Origin of the sequence: Shewanella sp. WE21 (assembly GCF_002966515.1) — a bacterium.
Lineage (GTDB): Bacteria > Pseudomonadota > Gammaproteobacteria > Enterobacterales > Shewanellaceae > Shewanella > Shewanella oncorhynchi.
In genome coordinates this window covers 3335086-3361161 of record NZ_CP023019.1, presented here as the reverse complement: position 1 = coordinate 3361161, position 26076 = coordinate 3335086, and the positions used below count along the sequence as shown (strand labels likewise).

The 26076-nt window shown below is 45.4% G+C and carries 25 protein-coding genes; 14 read left to right on the top strand and 11 right to left on the bottom strand.

All coding sequences use genetic code 11. The features are described from left to right. Positions 1 to 21 precede the first annotated feature (21 nt). The gene (locus CKQ84_RS14770) at positions 22 to 975 is read right to left on the bottom strand and encodes a DUF523 and DUF1722 domain-containing protein (RefSeq protein ID WP_105251852.1); all 954 of its coding nucleotides are present in this window, start codon (positions 973 to 975) and stop codon (positions 22 to 24) included. Positions 976 to 1248: 273 nt separating this feature from the next. On the opposite strand from CKQ84_RS14770, the gene CKQ84_RS14765 reads away from it, so the two are divergent. Beyond that, positions 1249 to 1773, top strand: coding sequence for a hypothetical protein (locus tag CKQ84_RS14765; RefSeq protein ID WP_105251851.1), 525 nt, complete (start codon positions 1249 to 1251; stop codon positions 1771 to 1773). Positions 1774 to 1926: 153 nt separating this feature from the next. On the opposite strand, the gene CKQ84_RS14760 is transcribed toward CKQ84_RS14765, so the two are convergent. From CKQ84_RS14760 to CKQ84_RS14750, 3 genes are read right to left on the bottom strand one after another with little or no spacing between them, the layout of a single operon-like run. After that, entirely contained in the window at positions 1927 to 2211 is a 285-nt protein-coding gene (locus CKQ84_RS14760; RefSeq protein WP_028761311.1) for a heavy-metal-associated domain-containing protein, read from the bottom strand. After that, positions 2208 to 2525 carry a hypothetical protein gene (locus CKQ84_RS14755; protein ID WP_309247085.1) on the bottom strand — a complete coding sequence of 106 codons (318 nt, stop codon included), beginning with the start codon at positions 2523 to 2525 and terminating at the stop codon, positions 2208 to 2210. The genes CKQ84_RS14760 and CKQ84_RS14755 overlap by 4 nt, the downstream gene beginning before the upstream one ends. Positions 2526 to 2541: 16 nt before the next feature. Then, on the bottom strand, positions 2542 to 3684 hold the full coding sequence (locus tag CKQ84_RS14750) for a transglutaminase-like domain-containing protein (protein ID WP_105251849.1): 1143 nt from the start codon (positions 3682 to 3684) through the stop codon (positions 2542 to 2544). Between the two features lie 691 nt (positions 3685 to 4375). On the opposite strand from CKQ84_RS14750, the gene CKQ84_RS14745 reads away from it, so the two are divergent. From CKQ84_RS14745 to CKQ84_RS14735, 3 genes are read left to right on the top strand one after another with little or no spacing between them, the layout of a single operon-like run. Then, positions 4376 to 5452, top strand: coding sequence for a porin (locus tag CKQ84_RS14745; RefSeq protein WP_105251848.1), 1077 nt, complete (start codon positions 4376 to 4378; stop codon positions 5450 to 5452). 9 nt (positions 5453 to 5461) lie between these two features. Then, positions 5462 to 5872, top strand: coding sequence for a phosphate ABC transporter substrate-binding protein (locus CKQ84_RS14740; protein ID WP_105251847.1), 411 nt, complete (start codon positions 5462 to 5464; stop codon positions 5870 to 5872). A 44-nt stretch (positions 5873 to 5916) separates the two neighbouring features. Further along, complete coding sequence (locus tag CKQ84_RS14735) at positions 5917 to 7536, top strand: methyl-accepting chemotaxis protein (RefSeq protein WP_105251846.1); 1620 nt, start codon at positions 5917 to 5919, stop codon at positions 7534 to 7536. A gap of 113 nt (positions 7537 to 7649) precedes the next feature. On the opposite strand, the gene CKQ84_RS14730 is transcribed toward CKQ84_RS14735, so the two are convergent. Beyond that, a complete protein-coding gene (locus CKQ84_RS14730) occupies positions 7650 to 8921 on the bottom strand; it encodes an amino acid permease (protein ID WP_028761316.1) in 1272 nt (423 codons plus the stop codon). 256 nt (positions 8922 to 9177) lie between these two features. Here CKQ84_RS14730 and CKQ84_RS14725 point away from each other — a divergent pair, with 256 nt between their 5' ends. From CKQ84_RS14725 to CKQ84_RS14715, 3 genes are read left to right on the top strand one after another with little or no spacing between them, the layout of a single operon-like run. Further along, on the top strand, positions 9178 to 9561 hold the full coding sequence (locus CKQ84_RS14725; protein ID WP_028761317.1) for a RidA family protein: 384 nt from the start codon (positions 9178 to 9180) through the stop codon (positions 9559 to 9561). Positions 9562 to 9585: 24 nt separating this feature from the next. Continuing rightward, the gene (locus tag CKQ84_RS14720; RefSeq protein ID WP_105251844.1) at positions 9586 to 10860 is read left to right on the top strand and encodes a serine dehydratase subunit alpha family protein; all 1275 of its coding nucleotides are present in this window, start codon (positions 9586 to 9588) and stop codon (positions 10858 to 10860) included. Positions 10861 to 10910: 50 nt separating this feature from the next. Next, positions 10911 to 11570, top strand: a complete 660-nt coding sequence (locus CKQ84_RS14715; RefSeq protein ID WP_105251843.1) for a transcriptional regulator — start codon at positions 10911 to 10913, stop codon at positions 11568 to 11570. A gap of 65 nt (positions 11571 to 11635) precedes the next feature. Here the strand turns inward: CKQ84_RS14715 and CKQ84_RS14710 are convergent, their stop codons facing one another. Both CKQ84_RS14710 and CKQ84_RS14705 read right to left on the bottom strand, forming a co-directional pair. Beyond that, on the bottom strand, positions 11636 to 13225 hold the full coding sequence (locus tag CKQ84_RS14710; RefSeq protein WP_105251842.1) for a hypothetical protein: 1590 nt from the start codon (positions 13223 to 13225) through the stop codon (positions 11636 to 11638). A 227-nt stretch (positions 13226 to 13452) separates the two neighbouring features. Continuing rightward, positions 13453 to 14367 carry a DUF368 domain-containing protein gene (locus tag CKQ84_RS14705; RefSeq protein ID WP_105251841.1) on the bottom strand — a complete coding sequence of 305 codons (915 nt, stop codon included), beginning with the start codon at positions 14365 to 14367 and terminating at the stop codon, positions 13453 to 13455. Between the two features lie 223 nt (positions 14368 to 14590). Here CKQ84_RS14705 and CKQ84_RS14700 point away from each other — a divergent pair, with 223 nt between their 5' ends. Further along, positions 14591 to 15091, top strand: a complete 501-nt coding sequence (locus tag CKQ84_RS14700; RefSeq protein WP_105251840.1) for a hotdog fold domain-containing protein — start codon at positions 14591 to 14593, stop codon at positions 15089 to 15091. 211 nt (positions 15092 to 15302) lie between these two features. On the opposite strand, the gene xapA is transcribed toward CKQ84_RS14700, so the two are convergent. Continuing rightward, entirely contained in the window at positions 15303 to 16130 is an 828-nt protein-coding gene (gene xapA, locus CKQ84_RS14695; protein ID WP_028761323.1) for a xanthosine phosphorylase, read from the bottom strand. Positions 16131 to 16265: 135 nt separating this feature from the next. Between xapA and CKQ84_RS14690 the strand changes: the two genes are divergently transcribed. From CKQ84_RS14690 to CKQ84_RS14675, 4 genes are all read left to right on the top strand, one after another. Beyond that, a complete protein-coding gene (locus tag CKQ84_RS14690; protein WP_105251839.1) occupies positions 16266 to 17183 on the top strand; it encodes a LysR family transcriptional regulator in 918 nt (305 codons plus the stop codon). A 65-nt stretch (positions 17184 to 17248) separates the two neighbouring features. Further along, positions 17249 to 17686 carry a nucleoside deaminase gene (locus CKQ84_RS14685; RefSeq protein ID WP_028761325.1) on the top strand — a complete coding sequence of 146 codons (438 nt, stop codon included), beginning with the start codon at positions 17249 to 17251 and terminating at the stop codon, positions 17684 to 17686. A 199-nt stretch (positions 17687 to 17885) separates the two neighbouring features. Then, on the top strand, positions 17886 to 19091 hold the full coding sequence (locus CKQ84_RS14680) for a DUF418 domain-containing protein (protein ID WP_173913230.1): 1206 nt from the start codon (positions 17886 to 17888) through the stop codon (positions 19089 to 19091). A gap of 29 nt (positions 19092 to 19120) precedes the next feature. After that, positions 19121 to 19642, top strand: coding sequence for a DUF1294 domain-containing protein (locus tag CKQ84_RS14675; protein WP_105251838.1), 522 nt, complete (start codon positions 19121 to 19123; stop codon positions 19640 to 19642). Between the two features lie 79 nt (positions 19643 to 19721). On the opposite strand, the gene CKQ84_RS14670 is transcribed toward CKQ84_RS14675, so the two are convergent. Next, positions 19722 to 20336, bottom strand: a complete 615-nt coding sequence (locus CKQ84_RS14670; RefSeq protein ID WP_105251837.1) for a TetR/AcrR family transcriptional regulator — start codon at positions 20334 to 20336, stop codon at positions 19722 to 19724. Between the two features lie 276 nt (positions 20337 to 20612). Here CKQ84_RS14670 and CKQ84_RS14665 point away from each other — a divergent pair, with 276 nt between their 5' ends. Next, positions 20613 to 21092 carry an HPP family protein gene (locus CKQ84_RS14665; protein WP_105251836.1) on the top strand — a complete coding sequence of 160 codons (480 nt, stop codon included), beginning with the start codon at positions 20613 to 20615 and terminating at the stop codon, positions 21090 to 21092. An 81-nt stretch (positions 21093 to 21173) separates the two neighbouring features. On the opposite strand, the gene CKQ84_RS14660 is transcribed toward CKQ84_RS14665, so the two are convergent. Further along, positions 21174 to 22529 (bottom strand): short-chain fatty acid transporter, encoded by a 1356-nt coding sequence (locus CKQ84_RS14660; protein ID WP_105251835.1) that lies wholly within the window; start codon positions 22527 to 22529, stop codon positions 21174 to 21176. Between the two features lie 250 nt (positions 22530 to 22779). On the opposite strand from CKQ84_RS14660, the gene CKQ84_RS14655 reads away from it, so the two are divergent. Next, positions 22780 to 23250 (top strand): FKBP-type peptidyl-prolyl cis-trans isomerase, encoded by a 471-nt coding sequence (locus CKQ84_RS14655; protein ID WP_105251834.1) that lies wholly within the window; start codon positions 22780 to 22782, stop codon positions 23248 to 23250. Positions 23251 to 23382: 132 nt separating this feature from the next. Here the strand turns inward: CKQ84_RS14655 and CKQ84_RS14650 are convergent, their stop codons facing one another. Beyond that, positions 23383 to 25989 carry a glycosyl hydrolase family 18 protein gene (locus CKQ84_RS14650; RefSeq protein WP_105251833.1) on the bottom strand — a complete coding sequence of 869 codons (2607 nt, stop codon included), beginning with the start codon at positions 25987 to 25989 and terminating at the stop codon, positions 23383 to 23385. Positions 25990 to 26076 lie beyond the last annotated feature (87 nt).

The following is a 26076-nucleotide window of genomic DNA, read 5'->3' as shown; positions in this document are numbered from 1 at the left end:
CTGAATGCGATTAGGTAAACGTTAATAGGCATAGCGCAGCTTTAACGCCTCAGGATGAGGGTTTAAGTACACTTGCTCTTCAATATAAGGTGTTGGAAATTCGCGTAAATAATGGTTAATGAGTGTGATAGGTACTAATAACGGCAATAGACCTTGGCGATATTTCATAATCGCTTCAGACAGTTCTGTCTTTTGCTCTTTGCTCAAATGCTTTTTAAAGTAACCCTGAATATGCTGCAGCGTACTGGTATGATTTTTACGAGTCGCATTAATTTTCAGCGCCGTCATAAAGCCTTCAAAGTAGCGGGTCGCGCTTTGCTCAATATCCTCAATATTAGCCACTATCGGCCCAAGCTCGCGATACCATGTCGGGCTGTGTGCCATTAACAGGTATTTATAGCGGGAATGAAACTTCACTAACTTATGCTTAGTCAGCCCTTCATGTTTCATCAGGTGCCAATCGTGATAGGCATAAACGCGGGTGAAAAAGTTCTCCCGCAGCACCATGTCATGCAAGCGGCCTTCTTCTTCCACGGGCAATAGTGGATATAGTTCCATCAACTTGCGAGCAAATACACCAATGCCAGACTTAGAACCATTGTTAGTGCCAATTTTATACTCTGTTACCCGCTCCATGCCGCAGGTTGGCGACTTAGCGCAAAGTAAGTATCCTCCGAGGAAATCGAGCTCTTCAACCTTGTTTTCGCTGTATTCATTGAGCTTATCGGTCACATCTAAGCTACCGTCACCACTCTGAACTAAGATGGTTTCCCCATCACGGACTAGTCGGATACTTTTCCGAGGGGCCCCTAAGCCAATCGCCATTTCAGGACAGATGGGCACATAATCGAAAAATTGCTTAATCTCTTGATTACAATAGGTCGAATTTTTATGTCCGCCATCAAAACGAACCTTCTCCCCCAATAGACAAGCGCTGATCCCAATCTGAATTCGCTGCGGGTTAAACTTGTACATAAGTCGACTCCTTGTATCACTATGCTTCTAATTACGGACCATAGTTGTACAAGGATCAAGTTTTTGTATAAATATTTTTTAAAAGTATCGTTTAACAGTGACTCCTGATAAATCAACCACAAATAAACCTAACTTGGCCTATAACTTGCTAATTCAAATTGCAAAGTTGTCATCAGATAATATTGAAACGTCCAGCAACACCCATTAGTTAACCGCTCAACATTTTAAACCGCAGGTGGCCAAGGGACAGATTCATATATAAAGGAGTCGAATATGAGCACAATTAACCCCAATAGTTATACCAATACCTTTGCGAAAAGTTATGCCAATGTGCCACTCAAGCAAGTCGAGCCGAGCACAAATGGCCTAGGAACTCGTGCAAATTCAATGACGGCGGAGAATCTAACTTCATCAATAAGCCATGATACTGTAACGCTCTCCTCTGCAGCATCGGTAACGACTGCCGATACCTATAGCCATCTGGCCCCTAACGCCAAACAAGGCTACACGGGTAATGTGCAAGCCATTGCTGGCACGCCTGAACCAGACAAAAGCATCAACCGGTTGGACAAAGCCATGCAGGCTATTTTAGATAACCGTACAGGAGTCGATAGGGATAAAATTAATAAGATAGATGAAGAAATGGCGAAGGTTGCCGCCGATGAAAATCTATCTGAAGAACAAAAAGCCAAGCAACTAGAATTACTGCAAGCGCAAAAATTGGATCTGATTAAGGAATCATCGGAGAAAAATGAAGAGCGGCAACGTCGTATCGAGCCCGAGGTGTATTACAGCTAACGAAGAAATGACCCGCAAAGGAAAAAATTGGCAGTGAAGGAAGTAACAAGTGGGATACAGAGTGTATTTTCTCGGTGAAATATCAGTCTAATCATTTGAAGCTAGACTGATATTTTATAATGTCACTCAATCCGTTACTAAAGACACCAACGCTTAGGATTGTTTTTCTACCTTATTAATACTGCCCTTATACCCAGTTTCGTCGACGGCCTTAAGCAAACTATCTAGATTAAAATCCTCTGGCACTGTCACTAAGGCTTGCTCCGTTTTTAACGAAGCCTTGGCCTTAATCACCCCATCGGTTTTACGCAGCGCTTTATTCACGACAGTGACACACAGCGGACAAGTCATGCCCTTAACATCTAAGGTGACCAGCACGTTTGCCGCCCAGCTCGACGCTGAACACAGACTTAAGGCGAGAAATAACACTAACTTCATTCAAGCACCTCTAATAACCAAGGTAATACAAAAGGATATGACTGAAATGCCAGCACAACAGGTACAGTTAACCAGTACAGCCACAGCATCTGAGTACGACTCAACGTCGCGGTACACAGTGGCTTTTTAGCAAAATAGAGCCGCCAAAATCCCATCAGAATCAGCCCAGACGACAGTATCAACATGGGTACTTGCAGCCAGCTAAGTTGCTCAATCCCCGATAGACTTGCGGCCGACACCCCGAACACCAGATAAATAAGCGGTGCAATACAGCATAGGCTTGAAGCAACCGCAGCAACCACTGCGGCGGCCATAGTCGCTAAGAGGCCCTTAGCGTTGTTCGGTTGACTGGTAGTCATAGGCAAACACTTTAGGCTCATAATAGTTCACGGGATCGCCATCAACTTCGGCATAAGGGTAGCCAAAGTTATTCAGTGGTGTCTGCTCGGCTTCAGGGAATAAATCAAAATCGCGGCCATAGTTAAAGCCAACCCAGTTCATTTCCCAATTACCAAAGAGGTAATCATTCACGGCCTGAACTGCGGGATCGCTGTGTTCTTTTTTCTCCGTCAAACGCATTTTTGTCACATCGGCGGGATCGGCTGGCAACCAACCATAACCCGCTAAATAGAACATAGCGCGACAATGTTGACCACCACTGACATCGGCAACCCCTTTGTCATCGGCACTACCAAAGGCCTTTTTAGAGTATTCGCCCATCTTGATCGCCTGACCTAAGCGAATCCCAAACATCTCACGGGCAGGGATCCCCACTGCGCGCATTAGCGCCACAAATACTGAGTTAATATCGGTACACTTACCGCCTAACTTGCCACTTTCGAGGATACTTGCTACATCACCCGTACCACAGCCAATCACGCTATTATCGCGAAACATATTAGCGCTAACCCAAAGATAAATCAGTCGTGCTTGCTTCAGTGGTTCAGTCTCGCTGCCAACGATCTTATCTGCTGTTTGCTTCACAATACCATTAATCGGCATGTGTTTAGTCGGCAGCAAATAACGTTCAACATCTGCAGGATAATGTATCTGCTCTGGGGTGCGGTAATGGGTTAAGGCGCCGCTTTTAACGGGTTCCCAATCTATCGTTTCAATATCAAGCTCAACCGTTATTGTCATGTTCGCTTTGGCATCGGGCCAAGTCGCAAACAGGGTTTTGGCGCCATAACTGTTGTTTGAGCTGATATAGGCGTCTTTAAAACTACCCGTAAAATTCAGCTGACTCACCAATTGGAATTGCGTGTCTTCGGGCAAAGGGATCCACAACTTAACCACACCCTCAGACCCTTCTGGGGCAATAAGATGGTAAGTATTGATTAAGGTAAAACGGCGGCGTCCATCGCTTGAGCTATGTTCAACGACACTCGATTTAGAGGAAGATGCCAGTACTGGCGTGATAAAACCCGCAGTCGACAAAATAGCCGCACTTTTTAAAAAATTGCGTCTTTGCATTAGGACATTCCTTTTATTGGATCATGTTTAGAAAGAAGAGAAACTCAACATAAGAGAGCAAGATTATAAGTGCTATAGCACTGTGCAGCAATCAAGCCGCTAACCATACAGTATAAAACCACGACATCGGAGAAAAAGACTCAGGAAAATATACTACAGCGCTGGCATACTCACGAAATAGAATAAATATCGACGTTGACTTAACAAGCATAATCAATGATAGATTTAGAGCATTTTTATGCAAAAAGCCCAATTTTAGTTTAATAAAAAAGTATCCATTGCGTTATTTTTATAATCTAAAGGCTAAATAATAACCATATTTAGCCTTAGCTAATATTATTAATAAAGATAATTATCTCACCACTTTTCACTCAAGCTTTGAGTCTCTCATTTAGCAAAATCAATAATATTCTTTGGCAAATTTTCGAAACAGTTTTCAGGGAGATCACAGTCTCACTTGAACAGTTTAATGGGTATGGCTGAGTAATCATTCCAAATTTAGAATATTGAACTTACAGTTTTGACTTAAGTTAGCTCGAATTACCTAACGCTTTTTACTCATAAAATATCAAACTTATCTTTCAAAATGAGAGCCAGACCACCATGTTGCAAAAATGTTTAATAAAAGTTTGCGTATGTTTGTGCCTGTTCTAGGCTTAAAAACGAATATACTCACTTAAAGGGCTTTTTTATGAAACATAAGCTTTCATTAGGTCTTTGCTCACTTTTGCTCAGTTCTACCGCTTATGCAGAAGTCAACATTTCAGGTTTTGCCTCAGTTGTTGCTGGTCAAGTTCTCGAAGGATCGGGCGTTGCAGAGTTTGATTTAGGCCCCACCTTTCTCGCCGATTATCCACTCGTTGGCGCCTATGATGAAGATATTAGTTTCAAACCCGATACCTTATTTGGTATTCAATTCTCAGCGGATTTACTCGAAGGTTTATCTGCCACTGCACAGGTTGTTTCCCGCGGGGCTGATGACTTTTCGGCAAGTTTTGAATGGGCTTATCTGTCCTATGAGATCAATGATCATTGGACAGTACAAGGAGGTAAAAAACGCTTACCGCTCTACTATTACAGTGACTTTTTTGATGTTGGATATGCTTATCCTTGGATACGTCCACCCGCAGATAACTACACATGGCAAATATTTAACTACACAGGTGTCAGCGCCTTATATAACTATTTAATTGGCGACTGGACTATGTCTGGACAAGTTTATTACGGTAGCGAAGATAGCGAACCTAATAAGCTTTTATCTGATTTTTTCTTCCTCGAAAAGACCCGAGAAGTATGGAAGGATATAGGCGGTATTGTTGTTCAATTCAACAAAGATTGGTTAGATATTCGCCTCACGCATATGCAATATACTAACGAACGTTATATTGGTGGTATTCAGCAGGAATGGAATGGTAACAACCAACGTACGGGTAAGTTTTATGGCCTATCCGTTAATATAGATTATGAGAATTTCCTTTTTTTATCTGAGCTTAACCGCTTAGATCTCGATGGGAGTAATCTAGATACTTATCTTCTCTCGTTCGGCTATCGTATCGATTCAGTGATGCCTTACATTTCCTATTCGGACTTCAATGATGGTGAAGGCGGTGAAGTTCACCATACAAGTTCTGCAGGTATACGTTGGGATTTCCATCCTTCGGCGGCCTTTAAAATTCAGTATGATGACGTTAAAGATGACGGTGGCCCAGGTATGAAAGTCGCAGGGGATTCGAAATCAATCAGTCTTGGCATTGACTTAGTATTTTAGGAGAGAGAAATGAATAAGTTACTTTGCTTAATCCTACTCAGCTTAGTCTCAATGCCACTATTTGCTGGTGTGGTTGTCATCGTTCATCCCAGTAATGCAGACACTGTCGACCAAAAGGTTATTGAAAATATTTTTCTAGGGAAAACAAAGACCTTTCCTGGTGGAGCGCAGGCCGTGCCGGTCAATCTTGACAGTGCTATGCCCTTAAGGGAAACCTTTGATACTAAAGTGCTGGGCAAGTCATCCAGCCAACTTAAGTCATATTGGTCACAAAAAGTATTTACAGGCAAAGGAACGCCACCCAAGGAAGTCACTAGTGGGGCGGAGATGATAAAATTAGTTGCATCGAACCCCAATATTATTGGCTATATTGATAGTAGTGAGGCCAATGATTCGGTAAAAGTTATTGCCGAGTTTTAGATTGGAGTGCCGAGCTCAAGCTCGGCACAACTTGGGGGCAAGGGATGAATTTCTTTAATGATATTTCTATTTTTAAAAAAGTTATCGCGATATTTATTTTAGCTGTCATCATTTTCGCTTTAAACTTAAGCATTAGTGTCATCTCCATAAATAAAAATCGCACCACACTTAATTATATGGAGCAGCAAGTTTACCAAAGAGTTGAACTCGCCAATCAAAACGTGTTTTTTATCCAACGACTCGATGAACTTTACACTCAATCGGTTTCTTTTGCCGACGAAGACCTGTTAACAAATGCAGGTACTATGTATGAATCTTTACGTAAAAACCTACAACAATTAGATAGTGTCGATCCCTCACAAGCCAATAAACTCAGCAATCTATCCGCTAAATTAACCCGCTATAACGACATGACGATTACGCTGGCTAAAGGCATGTTGGCGGGTACGATTGATATGGCAAACATTGGCCAGATCAGCCAAGAAAAATCCCAAGCCTATGAAGCTGTACTTAATGAAATACAAGATTACAAACAAAGCAAAGTACTCGAATTTAAACAATCGATAAAAGAAGCTGGCGACAGATCTGCGCAAAGTTTGTGGCTCACCCTCTCCATCGGCATCGCTTTGCTGATCGTGATGTTGATTGTCACTATTGCCATAGCACGCGCTATCAGCTCGTCTGCGCGTAATGTCGCCCAGTCACTGAGTGAGCTGGCCGATGGAAAAGGCGATCTTAGTCATCAGCTCAAAGTATCTGGTAGTGATGAACTCGGCCAAGTATCAAGTAACTTCAATCGATTTCTTCGCTTGCTCGGAGATTCTATTCGAAGGGTGGTGAATGTTACCGATCCCTTACTTGATAGCTCGCGCTCACTGAAACAGCGCATGGAAGATGCGACGCATGCCACCCAGCGGCAAAGCCATGATGCCAGCGCAGTACAAGTCTCAATGGAAGACATGCGTCACTCTGTCATCGAAATCTCGCAAAATGCCCGCAAAGCCGCCAGTGCAGCACAGGTCGCGGAGAAAGAAGCGATGCAAGGTATGACAGTCGTTCAGCGTACCATCGATATTTCACAGCAATTAAATACAGGAATTCAGGCGGCTTCTAACTCGATCAACGAGCTCGCCAGAGATACTGAAAATGTCACTTCTATCTTAAATGTGATTACCTCTATTGCCGAGCAAACCAACCTGTTGGCACTTAATGCCGCCATCGAAGCCGCCCGCGCAGGTGAGCAAGGACGAGGCTTTGCCGTAGTCGCTGATGAGGTCCGCGCCCTTGCCTCTAAAACAGCCGATGCAACCACTGAAATTCGCCATGTGTTACAAAACCTTAAAACGGCGGCCATTTCCTCGGTCAATACCATGAATGTGGCGATGTCGAAGTCATCGGAAAATGAAACCAATGCTCAAAATACAGGGAGTGCACTGAAATCAATTCAACAGCAGATTGTCAGTATCAATAGTATGAATACTCACATTGCCTCGGCAACGGAAGAGCAAGCCTCGGTTGCTTCTCAAGTGGTCGATAACGTCGTCAATATGAACGCTTCATTTGAACAGACATTGCAAATTCTGTCGCAGGTTCGCAATGTTTCTGAGGGATTAGTCGATTTTGCCGATGAACTGAAAAACGCCACATCTCAATTCAAACTTTGACCATAGAGCATTATCGAGATGATGACTTAACACAGAAAGCCGGTATTGAGTTTACACTTAATACCGGTTTTTTAATTCCTTAAAGCTTATCTTTTTGTACCACTTAATCCGTGTTAACTAAACGCTAAGAAGGGGGATACGCACAGCAATAAGCCTGTGATAATAATGATGTACAGCGACACGCCCTTGTACTTATGTAATGCAGGTACTTGGTACACTAAATAAGCGGGGATCAAGCAACCCACTAAACCAAAAATTGGACTACAAATCGACGTAAAGCTCAGCACTGGCGCATTCAACACAATCGCGCCCCAAGATAATAGAATGGTAAAAATCATAATGCCGTAACCAACAAGCTTTTTGTTGATACGATCTTCAGGCATATAACGGCGCAGCATATTCATGGTCAATCCTTGGCAAGCTTCCCTAAAACCGAGATATACGCCAAAGTAAGCCGTCATCACCGCAAAAATATTCAAGGTTAAACTCAGCAATTTCAGTGTTTGTCCCTGCATACCTTGGGCAACCATAGCAAGAGCCGAGATATTTTCTTCCGATGCACGCACGGCCTGATCATGTCCCATTGCTAGGGTGAATGACACGGCATAAAAGAACACCACGACAAACAAGACGCCAAAGGCAATGTTCATGGCGCGCATCGCTTTAAAGCGCGCTACCGCAAGGGATTTTTCCCGCGAACGGTATGAAATCACCATAGGGCTTAAACTTTGAATAAACAGAATCGATGTTAGCGTAAAGGGCAGCATAACGACCGCATCTTTTAACCAATCTCCCGTTGCTGGGATAGCGCCGATATTATTGATATCCCATTTATCCACCATCAATAACCCTAGCACGGCGACAACGCCCAACTTAGTCAGTACCATAAAAGTAGAGATCTTAAACAAAAGATTCTCACCGCGGGAGGCTAAAGCAACAAGACCGCAGATCAAGGCTAAACCATAGAAAGGATTTTCTGACAATAACGCTTTAGTGACCCCAAAACTTTGCAAAAATGAAGCACTGTCGTTTGTAATGGCCGTTGAATAAACGAACACCCAAATGACCAGCATGATGAAATACAAACCACCCAACAACATACCCCAGTTTTTACCTAAATAACCCGAAATCACACTCGGGTAATCCTTACATTCTGGAGATTCCGCTAAGGTATTGATAAACAACCGTTGGAACATATACATGGCAGGATAGCCAATAATGCCAGACAGTAAGAAAACCCATAACCCCATCAAACCGACCTGCACAGGCAAGAATACGATCCCCGCGCCAATCGCCATTCCGATACTCATGATAATCCAGCCCCAATCCGTACTATCGAAGCGGGTATCTGCTTTCCACTGTGCAGCAGTAATTGTTGCATCCATCATTTCACCTTTACCTAGTTGGTATTATTTTGTGCAAATATATTTGAACAAAACAAACTCAGCAATCAAAATACTCAACTTTTGTTGAACAAAGAGTTAAAGCTCACAACTTGATTGAAAACGAGATAAATAGCGCACAAACTGCAGTGACAAATGAAATTCATTAAAAAATAATTGCAATAAAACATAAAAATACAAATAATGTTGCACATACGCCGACCTAGGCATTCAATTTTATTTGCAAGTTGGAGAGACTATGAAAACCATTATTCACGCAGAACGCGCTCCCGCGGCCATTGGCCCTTATTCCCATGGCACAGCCTATGGCAACCTCATTTTTACCTCTGGCCAACTCCCTGTTTGTAAAAAGAAAGGCAGCGTAGTTGACGGTGGGATTACTGAGCAATCGATTCAATCATTAGAGAATCTCAAATACGTACTCGAAGCGGGTGGTGGCAGCTTAGAAACGATTCTTAAAACCACTTGTTATCTTGCAGAGATCAATGACTTTGCCGCCTTTAACGAAGTGTATAAAACCTATTTTAAAACCGACTGCCCAGCTCGTAGCTGTTTTGCAGTGAAGGACCTTCCGCTGGGCGTTAAAGTAGAAGTTGAAGCGATAGCACACGTTAAAATCTAAGCATTAACATAAGGTTGTAAGCTCATGAAACCCCAATGGCAGCAGTATATTCAAATCATTAAACAAGTGGTTAAGCCCGCATTAGGCTGCACAGAGCCCATCGCCGCCGCTTACGCCGCCGCCGTCGCCCGCGCCTTGTTGGGTGTTGAACCCGATTCAATAGCAGTACAAGTGTCTGACAATCTTTATAAAAACTCTATGGGCGTGTTTGTACCTGGCACTGGCAAAATCGGTCTGGCAATTGCCGCTGCAGCAGGCGCCATTGCGGGTAATCCTGATGCGGGCTTAGAAGTATTGGCCGTGATAACGCCAGAACAAGTCGCCAGAGCACAGGCCCTTATCGATGCGGGCAAAGTGACGGTTGAGCGCACCGAAACAGCAGAATTTATCTATTGTTGTGTCATCGCGAAAAAAGGCGACCGCGAAGCCCTAGTGAAAATCTGCGGCGGCCATACGCTTATTGCCGAAAAGCGCCTCAATGGCGAATCCGTCTTCAGTGTCGATAGCACGCAAGCCAAAGCCACTGGTTCCATCTGTGAAGGCGTGGATATCACTATCGAGTCCATTTATCGCTTCGCCCAAGAAGTCCCCTTCGAAGAGATCAAATTCATCCTCGAAGCCTCTGAGCTAAACGGCAAATTATCCGATGAAGGCATGGCGAATCCCTATGGGCTTGAAGTCGGCCGCACCATGAAAAGCGGCATAGCCGCCGGCATTATCGGTGAAGACTTACTGAATAAAATCGTCATGTTAACTGCTGCAGCATCCGATGCTCGCATGGGCGGGGCAAACTTGCCCGCCATGAGTAATCTTGGCAGTGGTAATCAAGGCATAGCGGCAACTATTCCTGTGGTATTGACGGCACAATGCTATAAGGTTTCGGAAGAAAAACTCGCCCGCGCCTTGATTATGAGCCATCTAGGGGCGATTTATATCAAGTCCCATTATCCACCACTGTCGGCATTTTGTGGCAATACAGTCACCAGCGCAGCCGCTTCTATGGCCATGGTGTATTTAGCCGGTGGCTCGTTCGAACAATCCTGTTTCGCGATTCAAAACGTGATCAGCGACAGCTCTGGCATGGTGTGTGACGGCGCTAAAGCGTCCTGCGCCATGAAGGTTAGCACTTCATCCAGTGCGGCCGTGCGCTCATTTTTGATGGCGCTCAGTAGTCACAATGTCTCAGGCCAAGGTATTATTGCTACCGATGTAGAGAAAACCATTAAAAACATTGGAAAAATGATCCTCAATGGCATGTCATCCACAGATGTCACTATTATCGATATTATGTCGGCATAATGATTTTAACCCGCTGAATATTGGCGGGTTAATAACTAAAGGTTGAAATTGTGAAACTGCAAGATTTAACGCAAAGTGATCTGGATATTCTGAAATCCATCGAAAATATCGTCGATGGCATCGCTGCCATGTATGGTCAACACACAGAAGTGGTATTGCACAGCCTAGATGCGAAACATCCGTCTGTAGTCAAAATTGCCAATGGCCATGTCACAGGCCGTGAAGTGGGTGCTCCAATAACCAACCTTGCCTTGCTCAAGCTCAAAACCGGTCAGGATATTTCCAACTCTTACCTGACTAAATGTGCCAATGGTAAGACGCTAAGATCAATTACGACGGTGATCCGTAACAGTAAAAATCAACCTATAGGGTTACTGTGCATTAACAGCGACATGGATGCACCACTGCAATCAGTTCTGCGCACTATGATGCCAGAGCAACTCCTTGGCAGCGAACTGACCAGCTCGCCCGAAGTGTTTGCCCGCAATATTGATGAAGCGCTCCATAGCACTATCGACAGTGTGAACCATGAGGTTCGCGCGAATCCCGCGATTTCACCTTCACAAAAGAGTCGCGAAATCGTCAATCAATTGCATGAGTTAGGGATTTTCGAACTCAAGGACAGTACCCAAGTCGCGGCCACTCGATTGGGGATTTCGGTGCATTCGATTTATCGCTATCTGCGGGAAATCAAAGCCAATCAAGCTTAAAGCGAGAAAAAACTCGCCTAAATAGAAAGGGCTAAGGTGTAAATAACCTTAGCCCTTTCGTTTTATTATTTTTGCACTTGTGATTGCGCAGCTTGTCCGCTAAAGCCCATCATATTCCATGCCTGCACTGTGCCATCGGCCATTAAGGCAATGGCATCGAGCAAATTGCTGCGAATGTCGCGCATTTGGCTCAAATCAACGGCTTGTTTATCTAATGTTAACGCAGCCTCGCCTCCCATCCACACCGCAATCGAACCATCTTGGCGTTTAACCGTAAACCCTAAGCCTGTCGGGAAAATATCCGTTGCTTGGGTGATTTCAGTTTTGGGCCCAGAGTGGCCATCAACCACAGTGCCATCCTGTTTTAAAAAGGCAAACTCCCGCTCATAGGTCACCACTTTGCTCACCTGAGTGACTTCTTGATAGCGTGGTTGCTTGTCTACCAAGTCCCAACCTTCCCAAGCAATGGCCGTATTATCCCTGCGTAACGCGACAAAACCCTCCTCAAAGGGATAAACCTTGTGCACTTTTTGCAACTTATCCTGTAGGACTAATGTATCGGCACCATTGAATTTACTGCCCCATACGTGCAGTTGACGACTGATGGTTAAGGCGGCAAACGCTCCACGATTTGCATAAATATCAATCACTTTATTGGCGCGTTTTGTAGTAGATAAACGAGCTGGAAACGCGACGTGATACTCAGTCAATTCGCCCTCACCCCAGGTATATACGCTGCCATCCGCCAGCAGCGCCGCAAACCCATGATCCGTGTTGACAACTTTCACGGCAGGCGCTAATTGGCTGAGTTTTGCCAGTTGTTCGCGGCCTTTTTGGTCATCGCTGACCCCGCCCCAAGACACTAATTTTCCCGTCGCAGTCCTCGCGGTAAAAGCATTATTGTTGGCATAGAGCAGATCGACATGGTTAAGCTCAGAGGCCACGTGGCGACTATCGCCACCATAAGCGGCATCGCCCCAAGTCACTACTGCTCCCCCCAGCTTTAAGGCAGCAAAGGCACCTTTATTAATCAACACAAAATCAATATTGGTCATCGCAGGCGCCGCATATTGACCCGAGAGCAGTTCGGCTGGTGTTGAATCCAGATTAGACCAACTGACTACACTACCATCTTGTTTGATGGCCGCATAAAGCCCTTCTGCCAACACAAAAGAACGAACGCCTGTCAGCACTTGCTTCATCCCCATCCCCCAAGGGATAAGTTTGTCATCACGGGTTAAGGCCGCAAAACCACAGGTATTCTCCGCCGCGTATAACTCTTTTACATTGACCAGAGGCTCTGCGGCATTATTGATATCGCCACCACATTCAGCATCGCCCCATGCCACCACAGTACCATCTTGCTTGAGTGCCGCAAATGCACTGAGATTACTGTAGATTTGACTCACTTGGGCTAACTGGGCAGGCATAGGGATTTTGGTAGAATCGTCGGCCACCTCAAGATTGCTCGGGATGGACGTTAATGCATTATTCGCGGTGGATGGTGATCTGTGAGCCAAGATCGTGTCAGAAATTTGCTGTTTTAATTCGGGCGATATATCAGAATCCTGTTTATCTATGAGTAAGTTAACCACATGACCCAAAGCAAAAATCGCCAGCGCTACACCGCCCCACGAAACCTGTTTTTTATCCACAAGTATATCCTTATCGTAACTGCAAACTCTCACTGAGTTTAAACTAGAACATAACGTCGACTGAGTACGCTAAATGTGAACTGTGATTGTAACCAAAACAGGGCTAAAATGACATTGCCCTAAAGTCGAAAGCTGACCAGATTCAAGTAAGATGAGCATATGAGCAAAAAAATAAAAGCAGCGTATCTCGCTGCTTTTATTGGATATGATGTTGAGGTAACAAAGGGCTAATCTCTTTTGCCCACTTTCTCTAACCCCCAAACCAGTGCAATCGCCGCTAACATACACACAATGGCGAACAGCAGTTGTGAAGGCTGACCCGTTACTTGCTCAAAATTAAGCGGGGAAATATTTTGCTCCAGCAAAGGTACTTGTTCGCCGTGGGAGTTGGTCCGCCAAGTTAAGATTTCTTTCCATGGCCAAATTTTACCTAAGGTACCTAACATTAATCCGGTTAGAAACACGATAGTGGCATCATGGTATTTACGCAGCAGCGCCGACAATAAATGGCTGAACGTCAATAATCCCATCACGGCACCAGCAGCAAAACAGGCCAAAATATCCAGCTGAATATTTTTAGCGGCAGCGAGGACCACAGGATATAACCCTAACAATAATAAGATGAAACTGCCTGAAATTCCTGGCAATACCATAGCGCAAATCGCAATCGCGCCGCCGAAAAAGATATTCATGTAACTGGCTTCTACCGCGACCGGATTCAGCACAGTAATCGCCCATGCAGCCAGCACACCAAGCGCAAATAAACCTAAACGTGCCACAGTGAAACCACTCACTTGCTTAAGCATATGCACGACAGAGATAAGAATAAGCCCAAAAAAGAACGACCAGATCGGGATGGGATGTACCGCCAACAACCAAGAAATCAGCTTCGCAAAAGTAAAAATACTGGTCAGGATCCCCGCCAGCAGACTCAGTAAAAAGCCACCATTAATATGGGCAAATGCCCCTTTTATGCCCTGCGACTTGATTACGCCCCAAAGGGAAGGATTAATGCGTTTTACACTATCGAGCAAAGTATCGAGAATACCGGTAATAAACGCTATGGTGCCGCCCGAAACGCCAGGCACAACATCAGCAGCGCCCATGGCCATTCCCTTAAAATACGTCAGCAAATATTTCACTGTGAGTCCTTGTAGTTAAATCAACATGCCATTGCCGCTACACGACAAATTGGCCGCAATTATACGGTGTTACACTTAAAACCGCGAAATGAAGTTTACTTAATTAAGCCGACTGGTATTTGTTGTTATCCTAATGTTACACTCATCCGACCAGAGCAACCCAAGCTCAACTTGGAACAGGCTCAAGATAACAACACCCTTTGCACCATTATTAAGGATGACCATGAGCCAGACAGACTCTTCTAGCACTGCAGAACAAAAACCTAATAAAGTGCTCGCGCTCTACCACAAAACTCGCCGTTATCCCTTCGGCCAAAAACTGTTTTCAATCATGGTTTCACGCATGGCGCCCTATTTCGGCACCATCAAACCACTGATCACTGAATTACGCCTTAATCATTGCGCCTGTTTAATTAAAAAACGCCATGCCGTTCATAATCATATAAAAACTGTGCATGTGATTGCGATTTGTAATGGTCTAGAAATGGCCATGGGCGTGATGGCCGAAGCCTCTATTCCAAAACATTTACGTTGGATACCTAAGGGCATGAGTTTGGATTATACGGCTAAAGCAGGCAGCGATATTTTATGTGTCGCCGAAGTGACACCAGAGCAATGGACTCCTGGCGATATGCTGGTCCCGGTTACCGCCTACGACACCCAAGGAGTGGTTGTGGTGAAAGGATATATCAAATTGTGGATTTCAGAAAAACCGCAAAAATAAACGCTTTGAATCAAGACTTACACTTAATGTCAGCATTTAAAAAGGGAGCTTCGCTCCCTTTACTTTTTAACCTCCCGCCGTATTTCGCAAAAACATTCGGTGAACTGAATTGCGCGGCGCCTTGCTCGCTCACGTTTAGGTACGAACTGTTAGATACGAGCTTTTAAAATCGCAGCCCTATCGCAATATAGCAGCACAGTTATGCAAAATATTAAGCAAAATGGCTTGCAGTAAAACGCTCAATTAAACGGATAAAGTCGGCTTCAGCAAGCTTGGCACACTTTAAGGTTTGTTCATGGGATAACTGCACGTCCCCCAATCCTTCTGCCATATTGGTAATAGCGCACACAGCCAACACGGGCAAACCACAATGCGCCGCCGAAATCACCTCTGGCACCACGGACATTCCCACTACATCGCCACCGATGATTTGCATCATGCGGATTTCAGCCGCGGTTTCAAAACACGGGCCAGAGTAAGACACAAAGACCCCTTGATTCACTTCAATGCCTGCGGCTTTTGCGACACTTAAGGCTTCTGATCTCAGGTCTTTATCATAAGCATTGGCTAGGCTAAAAAAGCGTGGACCGTAGTTATCATCATTTGCGCCCGTCATGGGCGTACCCGGCATAGTATTAATGTGATCGCTGAAAATCACTAATGATCCCACGCCGATCCGCTCTGGCCGTAATGACCCCGCAGCGTTAGTCACGAGTAACAATTCACACCCTAAACGTTTGAAAGTACGCACAGGCGTCGTCATCACCTTCATGCTTTGGTGCTCGTAAAAATGCCCGCGGCCTTTCATGCACACTATATCGATGCCATGTAAGCTGCCGAGCACGAGCTCTCCCGAGTGGCCGACTACGGTACTCACAGGAAAGCCGTCTAACTCTTCATAGGGGATCACTACTTTGTTATCTAAATTATCGGCAAACGCACCAAGCCCTGAGCCCAAAATCATAGCAGCACGGGGAGAGAAATTCGGTTTACGGGCTCGAATCGTCGCAAGGGCATTAATAACAGGATCATGGCTCATACAAGGTACCTCATAGCAAAAGAATGAAAGAGTAAGCGACCCTCAGTATAAGCGGGCTTAGGATTGCAAATAATCGCGATTAACCGCACTATTGTGCTGATAAAAAGGACAATAGCTGAAAATAGTGAGCCAAAAATGAGCACGATAAACGCATCAGAACTCGTCACCTTGAAGATGCTGCGGTATTTTCATCGAGTGGCTGAAGTGAAAAACTTTACCGCTGCCGCCGAACAACTGCATCTATCGAAATCTCCGCTGAGCGCACAAATCAAAGAGTTAGAATCGCTCCTTGGCGTTGAGCTGTTCACCCGCAGCACTCGTCAGGTCGAGCTCACGCCCTATGGCCAATTGTTAAGAGAGAAGTGCGAGCAAATATTCGAACTGGTGAATATCTCATTGGAACAAGTGGCTCAGCTTGGGCGACTCGATAGAAACCATATTCGGATTGGCATCATGAGCTCGCTGTTTTGGATGGGATTTGGTGACATACTGAAGAGCTTTCGCAAGCAATGCCCTGATAATGAGCTGATCTTTCAAGAGTTATCACCTGAAACTCAAAAAGTCGCCTTAGCACATCAAGAAATCGATTTTGGCCTAGTGCGCTACGCCGACACCTTAAATTTGCCGCACCTTCTCGCCGAAACTATCACCAGCGAACCTATGGTGTTAGCACTGGCAAGTAAGCATCCCTTAGCCAGACGTAAAAGCATCGACTTGAGTGAACTCAAAGATGAGCCTTTTACCTTACTGAGCCGTGCCAATTCCGCCTCTAGCGATTTGATTATCGCCAGCTGTCAGGCCGCAGGATTTATGCCGCAATTAGTACAGGAAATGGTCGAGCCCAATAGCTTGATGGCCATCATCGCTGGCGATAACAGGGTATCCATAGTGCCGCAAAGTTATGCTTTACAACCTTGGCCTAGGGTAAAGTTTATTAAGTTAAAACAAACCATCCCCGCCGATATCTGCCTGATTTATCGGCCAGAAATGGCTTCGCTGCCAATTCTCGATAGCCTGAGGAACTTATTGAAGCAACAAATCAAAACCATTTAGATTGTCTCCCAAACGAATGCTATGCTGAGTTCAATACTCAGGGTTCATATTTTAAGGATATCAAGATGGATGAATTTTTAGCGGCAGCCATTGAAGAAGCCAAACAAGGACTCGCCGAGGGCGGCATCCCCATTGGTTCGGTATTAGTGATCGATGGCAAAATCGTCGGGCGCGGCCACAATAAACGGGTACAAAAAGGCAGTTCAGTACTGCATGCCGAAATGGATTGTCTCGAAAATGCCGGCCGATTTAGCGCCGCCGAGTACCAAAGGGCGACCTTGTATTCCACCCTATCGCCCTGCGATATGTGCAGCGGCGCAGTATTACTTTATGGCATACCAAAAGTCATCGTCGGTGAAAACGCTACCTTCCAAGGGCCTGAAGCCTATGTAAAATCGCGCGGTGTGGATGTCACTGTGGTCGATAATGCCGAGTGCAAACAATTGATGCAGGACTTTATCGCCAGTAATCCCACACTCTGGAACGAAGATATCGGCGAGTAATGGTTCGACAGTCTTCTCAATCCGTTTCTGCATTTTTGTATTTCACTTTTTACGTTGGCGCTATTTCACTTTCTACCTTTCCTCTATTTTACTTTTTGTGTTGGCTGTATTTCATTGGGGGCTAGCGCCTGCTAGGCTAGCCCTCCCAAATCCCAGTGAAAAGTGAAACATGTCTACTAGCGAAAGGAACTCAGCTAACGTGCCAGAAAACTTACCTAAAGACCCTTGGTCAAGATCAGACTCCACACAGCCAGTTGTAATGACGATACCAGCACAGCGTAATGCCAACCTCGATGCTATTCGCGGCTTAGCTGTGTTGGGGATATTTTTTATGAATATCTATTTTATGGGCATTACTTTTTTTGGCTATGCGCCCCATGAAACACAGCCGCTGTCGGATCACATTATCAAAGTGTTCAGTAACTTTTTCATCGAGGCACGCTTTATCAGTCTGTTTTCCATCTTGTTTGGTGTCGGGCTTTTTATTCAATATCAGCGATTTAGCGCCAAAGGCCTAGAAGCTTATCCCCTACTGCGATCACGTTTAAAATGGTTAATTGTATTTGGCCTACTCCACGGCATTTTTATTTGGTCAGGTGATATTTTATTCACCTATGGCATCAGCGGATTTTTAGCTTTGTGTTACAAAGATTTAAGTGTTGAAGCCCTTAAGCGCAAAGCGAATATTTTTATTTTAAGCGCCTTAGTTATCATTACGCTGGTTAGCCTTACGGGCAGCGATGAACCTTTCACTCGAGAATCGAGTCTATTTGCAGAGCAATACAGTGCATGGACCTCTGGCTATGCCGACCAACTGTTACTGCAATTGATGCAAGTTGGCTATATGGCACTGGTGATCCCTTTTACCATAATGTGGTTTACAGCTGGCTTGATGTTGCTCGGCATGGCCTTGTATCAACAAGGGACTTTTGAGCAAGGTTTTAGCAAATCGGTACTGGTAAAGTTACTGCTAGCAAGCGTAACGCTATCACTGCTTGATACCATCTTAGGTTTAACGAAAAATACTATTCTCGTTGCGTTTTCAGATGTGTTAATCATGCTAAGTGCTATTCCTATGGCGCTGATTTACATCCACATTATAGTTAAGGTTTGCCAGAATAATCCTAATATACTGACTCCGCTGCAAAATATTGGCAAACTCGCGTTTAGTCTCTATATTCTGCAATCCATCGTTGGCGTGTTAGTGTTTAGACACTTAGCTCCCGAATTGCTATTGAGCTTAGATAGATGGGGATACATGGCCATGGCGCTGGTTTATTCAGTAGTGCAATTACTGTTAGCCAGCCTGTACTTACGCTATTTCAAGCAAGGGCCGCTAGAGAAACTGTGGCGCCACCTCGTATTTAAAAAATACACGGCATCACAAGAACACAAGCAAGCTTAAAAACACTGACACGAGATTGATACCAGATAATGACGAACAAAAAAACTACTAAAACGGGCAACAGCGCTTCACCTCAAACCAATCGCCCGCAAAAGAGTCGAGCACAAAGCGGTCGCGCTCAGAACAGTCGCACACAAAACAATCGCGCCCAAAGTAGTCGCGCTCAAAAATCCAATACAGCCGCTTCAGGCTCAAGCCTTATGCCGCTGTTATTGGTGGTGATTTTTCTTGCTGGCTTAATCGGCGCAGCGCAGCAACATATGCTGCCAGTCGGGATTGCGGGCATGTACCTCACACTGAGCCTGCTCACCTTTATCGCCTATGCCATCGATAAATCCGCCGCTAAACGTAATAAATGGCGCACTAAAGAAAGCACATTACATCTGCTCGCCCTCATGGGCGGTTGGCCAGGCGCTCTATTTGCCCAAAACCTGTTAAGACACAAGTCCATTAAAGCCTCATTTAGAAACGTCTTTTGGCTCACCGTTGTCGCTAACTTAGCCGTGCTGGGTTATGGCATAAAAACCGGCGCCGTAGATATGTTTATCTAATGCTCTTATTTAAGGGCTTTTATACAAAGGCCTTTATATGAGGCGCCTTATCTAAGAATCGCTATCTAAGGGTGGCACTCTAAGCAGCATGAGTCGCGGTATCGATCAACTGATCAACCACAGACAACGCCAACAGTGCTGACTGAGTGTCACCTTTTAGTTGCGCCGACACTGTCGCACCCTCTTTGAGTAAACCTATTGCTGCAACGAGAAATTGGGTCTTGGCTTCTGGCAAGCCCAATGCCGATACTTGCTGTTCAATTAAACTCGCCACTCGCAGTTTATGCAGGGCGCAGAGTTGGTGCACTGGATGGCTCGGCTCAGTAAATTCGGCGCTGACATTGATAAAAAAACAGCCGCGAAACTCACACAGTTGCGGCACTCTTTGATTAAACCAATCATCGAGCGCGATAAATAACCCACCAATGCCCTCCCGTCCCGCTGGCAATGCGTTCACTCGCTCGCTAAGCCATTGATAAAATACCTCATCACGATAGCGAACCACGGCTTCAACTAACTCATCTTTACTGGCAAAGTGGTGGTACAGAGTTTTTTTGGCGATCGCCGATTCCTGCAAAATCTGGTTAATCCCCACCCCATGCACACTTTGAAAATAAAACAGTTTAAATGCGGTAGTGACCAATTGCTGCCGTTTATCCGATGGCGTACCTGCCTGAATCTCAGTGCCCTGCATCAACTCATTCCTCTTCTTTGGTAAACATTCGTTAGCAAATCTTAGCTAACAAATATGAGTCCTATCTTCTCACGAGTAGACAAGTCAGTCTACTCGTGAGAACATTCACATAGGTAGACAAATCTGTCTACTTCGGTAACTAAATTAAGTTAATAGTGAAATCAAGAGTGAACACGGAACACCACAGCATGTTAGCAGCGATGGTTTTCTGAGCATTCACGTCCACAATTCATTATCAAAATAAGGGCTTAACACAAGCCATTAATAGGAGAGAAGATGCAAAGAATCAATCCACAGAATCTAAAGATGGCCTTGCTCGCAGGGTGTGGAGCCACGTTGTGTATCAGTAGTTTAGCGGCGCTTGAACAGCTAACACCGCAAACCATTTGGTTGATGGCCCCCTTTGGTGCCACTATGGTGTTGTTGTTTGCCTTGCCAGAAAGTCCACTCGCTCAACCGAGAAACATTCTCTGCGGCCACTTACTCACGAGTTTGGTTGGACTGATAATTCTAAATACTTTAGGAGTCTCCCCGCTAGCCTTAGGGCTTGCGGTCGGATTAGGCATAGCGGTTATGATGCTAACCCATACAGTGCATCCACCAGCGGGAGCGAATCCTCTGGTCGTTATGCTCACGGCGCAGCACTGGGATTTTCTGTATATGCCCGTCGCCAGTGGTGTTGCGCTCATTCTGGCTTTTGGTTGGCTATATCACAACTTACTTTGCCGCCGGCAATACCCACAAAAGTGGTTTTAATCATTCATCACCAATAAAAAAGGGCAATTTAAAATTGCCCTACACTTTCTCTAAAATGCAAAATTGGCTGTCACTTTGCCTTTAGAACCAGCTCAACGCGATACTGATAATCACGCCAGTGATCATCAATTGCATTAAACAAAAGCCCATAATATCCCGCGCTTTTAAGCCTGCAATCGCCAGCACGGGCAGTGCCCAGAAAGGTTGAATCAAATTAGTCCACGCATCTCCCCAAGCAACGGCCATTGCGACCCGAGCGACATCTGCACCTAAAGCCTGTGCGGCGGGTAGCATAATCGGTGCCTGCACCGCCCATTGGCCACCTCCCGATGGCACAAAAATATTCACAATTCCTGCACTGATAAAGCTCCAAAATGGCAGGCTCTCGGCGCTAGCGATGGCCACAAAACCTTCCGAAATACTTTGAGCTAAACCCGATTGCACCATCACAGCCATAATGCCCGCATAAAAGGGAAATTGGATAACAATACCTGCGCCGCCCTTAATGGCCTCATTCAAACTGGTTAATAAACTGCGTGGTGTTTGATGTAACAGTATGGCGAGGAATAAAAATAAGAAGTTCACTAAATTGAGGTTTAAGCTGCCGCCCTGCACCCAAAAGTAAAAACCTAAATATACAAGCCCAGCGCCACCGACGCTCCAGCCGAGTAAACGACTATTTTCTAACTTATCCGCAGGACGGCTTTCTGGCTGACGCTCGCTCATATTTGCAGGGTTAAGCTCTAACGCCGAAGAATCAAGTTCGGCGTCTTTGTCATCAAGGGCGCTTGGGTCAACATAAACACTGTCCTTATCTTCAGGCAACATAAAGCGATTCACTAAGGGCATGACCACAAACAGAATTGCCACTAACAATAAATTATAACTCGCGAAAATGGTGTCACTGGTGGGGATGATACCGATTTGCGATTCAGAGAAATGCCCCACCGTCGCTATGGTTAATGGGATCGAACCCGCAAGCCCACCATGCCAAACCACAAAGCCGGAATAGGCGCTGGCGACCAGCAGCCGATAATCCACTTTTACTTTGCGAGCTAAGGCTTTGGCAAATAACGCGCCCACCACTAGCCCAAAACCCCAGTTAATCCAACTGGCGGCCAGTGACACCAAAGTCACTAAAATAATGGCTTGTGGTGCCGACTTAGCCAATCCAGCAATGGCATCGAGCAGCTTTTTAATCGGCGGCGAGCTTGCCAACATAAATCCTGCCACCAGCACTAACAGCATCTGCATCGAAAAACTTAACAGCGTCCAAAAGCCATCACCCCAATAATTGATGACTTCCAGCGGGGTTTTATGTTCGGCAACCACAGCAGCAATTAATACGACTAAGGTAAGTAAAAGCACGAAAATATAAGGATCGGGTAGATATCGGTCGACGAGTTTGACCAGAGGTTTTGCCGCTTTGTTTAACATAGACTTTCCTTGTTTATTATCTGAACTAAAACGTCAACACGCCCTAGTTCTTATTTGTTTTTATTGAATTTTTATTGAGTCTTAAGCCCACAGATTAAGCGATCTCTAAAGCAGGATAAAGTCTTGAGGGAGTTTTTAACGGTTTGAACTGGTAGCACCAGATATCCAGCTCAACGCACACGCGAGTGCCGATAGCATCTGATGCTAAAAAACTGATAATATGGCAAAAATTAACTAAGGTGCTCTTTATATGAAAATGTTACTTGTCGTTGTGGTGATTGCGGGGGTGATTTTTTACTTCTTTACCTCGATGAACGGCCAAAAAGCCGCCCAAGAAAATATCCGTTTAGGCAATGAGTTTTTAACACAAAACAAAACCAAAGAAGGTGTGATTACCACAGCTTCAGGTTTGCAATATCAAGTATTAACTCAGGGCGATGGCACAGTTCATCCTAAAGCCAGCGATACAGTGACAGTCCATTATCATGGCACTTTGATTGACGGTACTGTGTTTGACAGTTCGGTTGATCGCGGCGAACCCATCGCATTTCCGCTTAATCGGGTGATTAAAGGTTGGACTGAGGGCGTACAGCTTATGGTTGTTGGCGATAAAATGCGGTTTTTTATTCCCAGTGAACTCGCCTACGGTAACCGTAACACGGGCAAGATTGGTGGTGGTTCTGTGTTAATTTTTGATGTGGAACTGCTTAAGATTGATTAAATAAGTCTTCAATGAGTCTGTCTTAACGCATTCGGCTGTATTCATAAAAAAACCTAACGCTTAATAAAGAAAAAAGCCCTGAATCTTCGCAGGGCTTTATTTTTTAACCAATAATATCAAAATTTTGGATAATTACTGGCAGGTTGCCGCGCCAATATCAACCCATACTGCTGCAACACCCGGTACATCACCTTTAGTCCAGTAACTCGCCTTCCAAACACGACCGTTATAGCGAGTAGTTTGACCGCCGTTATACACCACACCCGCATCCCAACCGAGATCAACTTGGCTGAGTAGCTGCCATTGGTCTGCGGTGCGAGATGGCGTATTACCCTGCGTCCAATACTTTGCTTTCCATACCAACTGACTATGACTCACAGTATTACCCGTGTTGTATACCACACTGGTTTGCCAAGCAGGATAGTTACCGGCATTGGGATCGGTTGCATCGCATCCACCGCCGACCACTTTTGGCGTCACGGTCAGATTAGTCGATGCGCTCGCATCTAAGGCACCATCGGAAACCAGCACGCTCAAACCATAGAGGGTCGCTTCGGTAACATTGGGGCCAGTAACTACTAACGTGGCACTATTTTGCCCGGTTGCCGACACGCCTGCGGGCACAGTCCAAGCGTAGGTTAAAGCATCACCATCTGCATCGGAGGCATTCACCACTATACTGACGGTTTTACCCGCTTCAACTGTCGCAGTCGGAGCCAGAGTCACTACAGGTGCTTGATTAGGCGTATCAGCCTTGTTCGTCACCAGCACAGTATCGCTGGCAAATAGCCCTTCAGGATCGGTGACTTTAAGGCTAAAACCATAGGCGACATCGGTTTGGGTTGCTCCCAGTTGAATAGTCGCATTCGCCATATCCGCATTCGCGATGGCAACACTTGGCCCAGAGACTTGAGTCCAGAGATAGCTTAAGGCAGCGTTTTCAGGATCGCGCGAACCGCTACCATTGAGCGTCACATCGGCGGGACCTGTGACATTCACATCCACGCCAGCATTGGCAATGGGCGCTTTATTCACTGGCGGAGTGGTGCCTTCACCATGGCCTAAACCTTCGTGCATGGCATTCAGAATGTCACCATTATCGGCATCAAGTTCCCACGCAAAAAGCCCACCAAGTTGATTAGAAAGCACATATTGCCCCTTGGCTTTAACTGAACGAGCATCATCGAAAGTGATTAAATCGCCAGTAGATGCCTTGAACAAAGATGGCGCCTCGGCCGTTTCGTCATAGCTGTAAGTCCAACCACTTCCCATGTAATCGTTCGCTATCTGACGATAATCCACCACACCAGCTTCCCAAGTACCTTTCACTTTGCCCGTTGCCGTCCCCGTAAAAGGATTATTACCACTGTAGCCATTAACACCTGTCCAGCCGCGGCCATACATAGCGGCACCGACCACAATTTTCCCAGGGGTCACGCCTTGGCCTAACAGCGCATTAACGCCATTAGCTGTGGTGTAACGAGTATTAGGATCCCAACTCGCTTCATACAGATTGGTTTGATGGCCGAGTTCAGTATTAGTCCAACCACCATTAAAGTCGTAACTCATCAAGAAGATGTAATCCATGTACTGCTGAGCAGCCTGATAATCGACTTTTTGAATTTTATCGTCACCAGCACTAATAGCAGAGGTCAGCTCATAGGTACGACCCGTTTCGGCGCTTAGTTCATCAAGCATAGCCCGCAGTTCACGCATCAGAGTCACATAGGTTTCACCGTCATTGGCATTACCTAAATTTGGGTTAGCGCCATTCCCCCCTGGAAATTCCCAGTCGATATCCACGCCATCGAAGAATTTCCAGGTCTGTAGAAACTCTTTCACCGAAGCGACAAAGATATCGCGCTTGGTTTTATCACCGAAGAAAAAGAAGGGATCCGAGAGGGTCCAACCACCGACCGAAGGTAAAATCTTCAAATCTGGATGTGCTTGCTTAAGTGCCATCAATTGACCGAAGTTACCTTTGTAAGGATCTGAATGCTCACTCACTCCCGCCTGCGGTATTTGAATCGCTGCCCAAGGATCGTGAATCGCAACTTTAAAATCACCACGACCACTACAGGCACGTTGCAACGCTTCGAAACTGCCTTCGATTTCTTTCAAGCTATCATTGATGCCATCACCACCACAAATTGGGGTAAAGCCATATAAAATATGGGTTAAGTTTTGCGCAGGTATCTTATCGACCGGGAATTTACGACCGTATACGCCCCATTCGACAAAGTAACCGCCCACCACTTTGCCTGATTTATTAGCATAGGGACGGTTGTTTTCTTTTAGGGGAGCATTGAGTGGCACTAAATGGCTGCCGTCGGTATCAGCCACGAGGATTTGTTTAGCATCACTCGCCGTACAGCCATCGCTGTTACACAGTTGTACTTGCATCTGATAACGGCCGCCCTTGTTCACCTTAAAGTTAGCGGTTCCCGACGCGCCAGATGGGCCTTCCCAAACTACATTGCCGTTGAGTAACACTTGGGCTCTATTGCCCACATCGCCACTCCAAAGGTTCCAACTGACGGAGACATCGGCGGCATCTTTCACCGTAACTAATTGATTGTAAGCGGTAGCCGCTTGATTCACTTCAATAATAGCGAACTTAGTTTCGCCCCAACCTAAAGTCGGTTTACCGGGCGCCGCTGCAAAAACGCTGGCACTGATGGTAGATGCCAGCGCTGATGCCACTAGCAAGGCTGATGTTGAAATTTGAGTCTTGAACATGAGATATCCCTATTGAATTTTTATATGAATCAATAAGGCAAACAAAGCGTAGACAGGAAACAGCACTCTCTTAAAACCATGCAAAAC

Bases quoted from the DNA above. Each gene is read 5' to 3' on its own strand.
- CKQ84_RS14760 (WP_028761311.1), bottom strand. From the start codon at position 2,211: ATGAAGTTAGTGTTATTTCTCGCCTTAAGTCTGTGTTCAGCGTCGAGC.
- CKQ84_RS14720 (WP_105251844.1), top strand. From the start codon at position 9,586: ATGAAACCCCAATGGCAGCAGTATATTCAAATCATTAAACAAGTGGTT.
- CKQ84_RS14735 (WP_105251846.1), top strand. From the start codon at position 5,917: ATGAATTTCTTTAATGATATTTCTATTTTTAAAAAAGTTATCGCGATA.
- CKQ84_RS14675 (WP_105251838.1), top strand. From the start codon at position 19,121: ATGACGAACAAAAAAACTACTAAAACGGGCAACAGCGCTTCACCTCAA.
- CKQ84_RS14690 (WP_105251839.1), top strand. From the start codon at position 16,266: ATGAGCACGATAAACGCATCAGAACTCGTCACCTTGAAGATGCTGCGG.
- CKQ84_RS14740 (WP_105251847.1), top strand. From the start codon at position 5,462: ATGAATAAGTTACTTTGCTTAATCCTACTCAGCTTAGTCTCAATGCCA.
- CKQ84_RS14765 (WP_105251851.1), top strand. From the start codon at position 1,249: ATGAGCACAATTAACCCCAATAGTTATACCAATACCTTTGCGAAAAGT.
- CKQ84_RS14770 (WP_105251852.1), bottom strand. From the start codon at position 975: ATGTACAAGTTTAACCCGCAGCGAATTCAGATTGGGATCAGCGCTTGT.
- CKQ84_RS14745 (WP_105251848.1), top strand. From the start codon at position 4,376: ATGAAACATAAGCTTTCATTAGGTCTTTGCTCACTTTTGCTCAGTTCT.
- CKQ84_RS14750 (WP_105251849.1), bottom strand. From the start codon at position 3,684: ATGCAAAGACGCAATTTTTTAAAAAGTGCGGCTATTTTGTCGACTGCG.
- xapA (WP_028761323.1), bottom strand. From the start codon at position 16,130: ATGAGCCATGATCCTGTTATTAATGCCCTTGCGACGATTCGAGCCCGT.
- CKQ84_RS14660 (WP_105251835.1), bottom strand. From the start codon at position 22,529: ATGTTAAACAAAGCGGCAAAACCTCTGGTCAAACTCGTCGACCGATAT.
- CKQ84_RS14685 (WP_028761325.1), top strand. From the start codon at position 17,249: ATGGATGAATTTTTAGCGGCAGCCATTGAAGAAGCCAAACAAGGACTC.
- CKQ84_RS14655 (WP_105251834.1), top strand. From the start codon at position 22,780: ATGAAAATGTTACTTGTCGTTGTGGTGATTGCGGGGGTGATTTTTTAC.
- CKQ84_RS14665 (WP_105251836.1), top strand. From the start codon at position 20,613: ATGCAAAGAATCAATCCACAGAATCTAAAGATGGCCTTGCTCGCAGGG.
- CKQ84_RS14650 (WP_105251833.1), bottom strand. From the start codon at position 25,989: ATGTTCAAGACTCAAATTTCAACATCAGCCTTGCTAGTGGCATCAGCG.
- CKQ84_RS14670 (WP_105251837.1), bottom strand. From the start codon at position 20,336: ATGCAGGGCACTGAGATTCAGGCAGGTACGCCATCGGATAAACGGCAG.
- CKQ84_RS14700 (WP_105251840.1), top strand. From the start codon at position 14,591: ATGAGCCAGACAGACTCTTCTAGCACTGCAGAACAAAAACCTAATAAA.
- CKQ84_RS14755 (WP_309247085.1), bottom strand. From the start codon at position 2,525: ATGGCCGCCGCAGTGGTTGCTGCGGTTGCTTCAAGCCTATGCTGTATT.
- CKQ84_RS14725 (WP_028761317.1), top strand. From the start codon at position 9,178: ATGAAAACCATTATTCACGCAGAACGCGCTCCCGCGGCCATTGGCCCT.
- CKQ84_RS14730 (WP_028761316.1), bottom strand. From the start codon at position 8,921: ATGGATGCAACAATTACTGCTGCACAGTGGAAAGCAGATACCCGCTTC.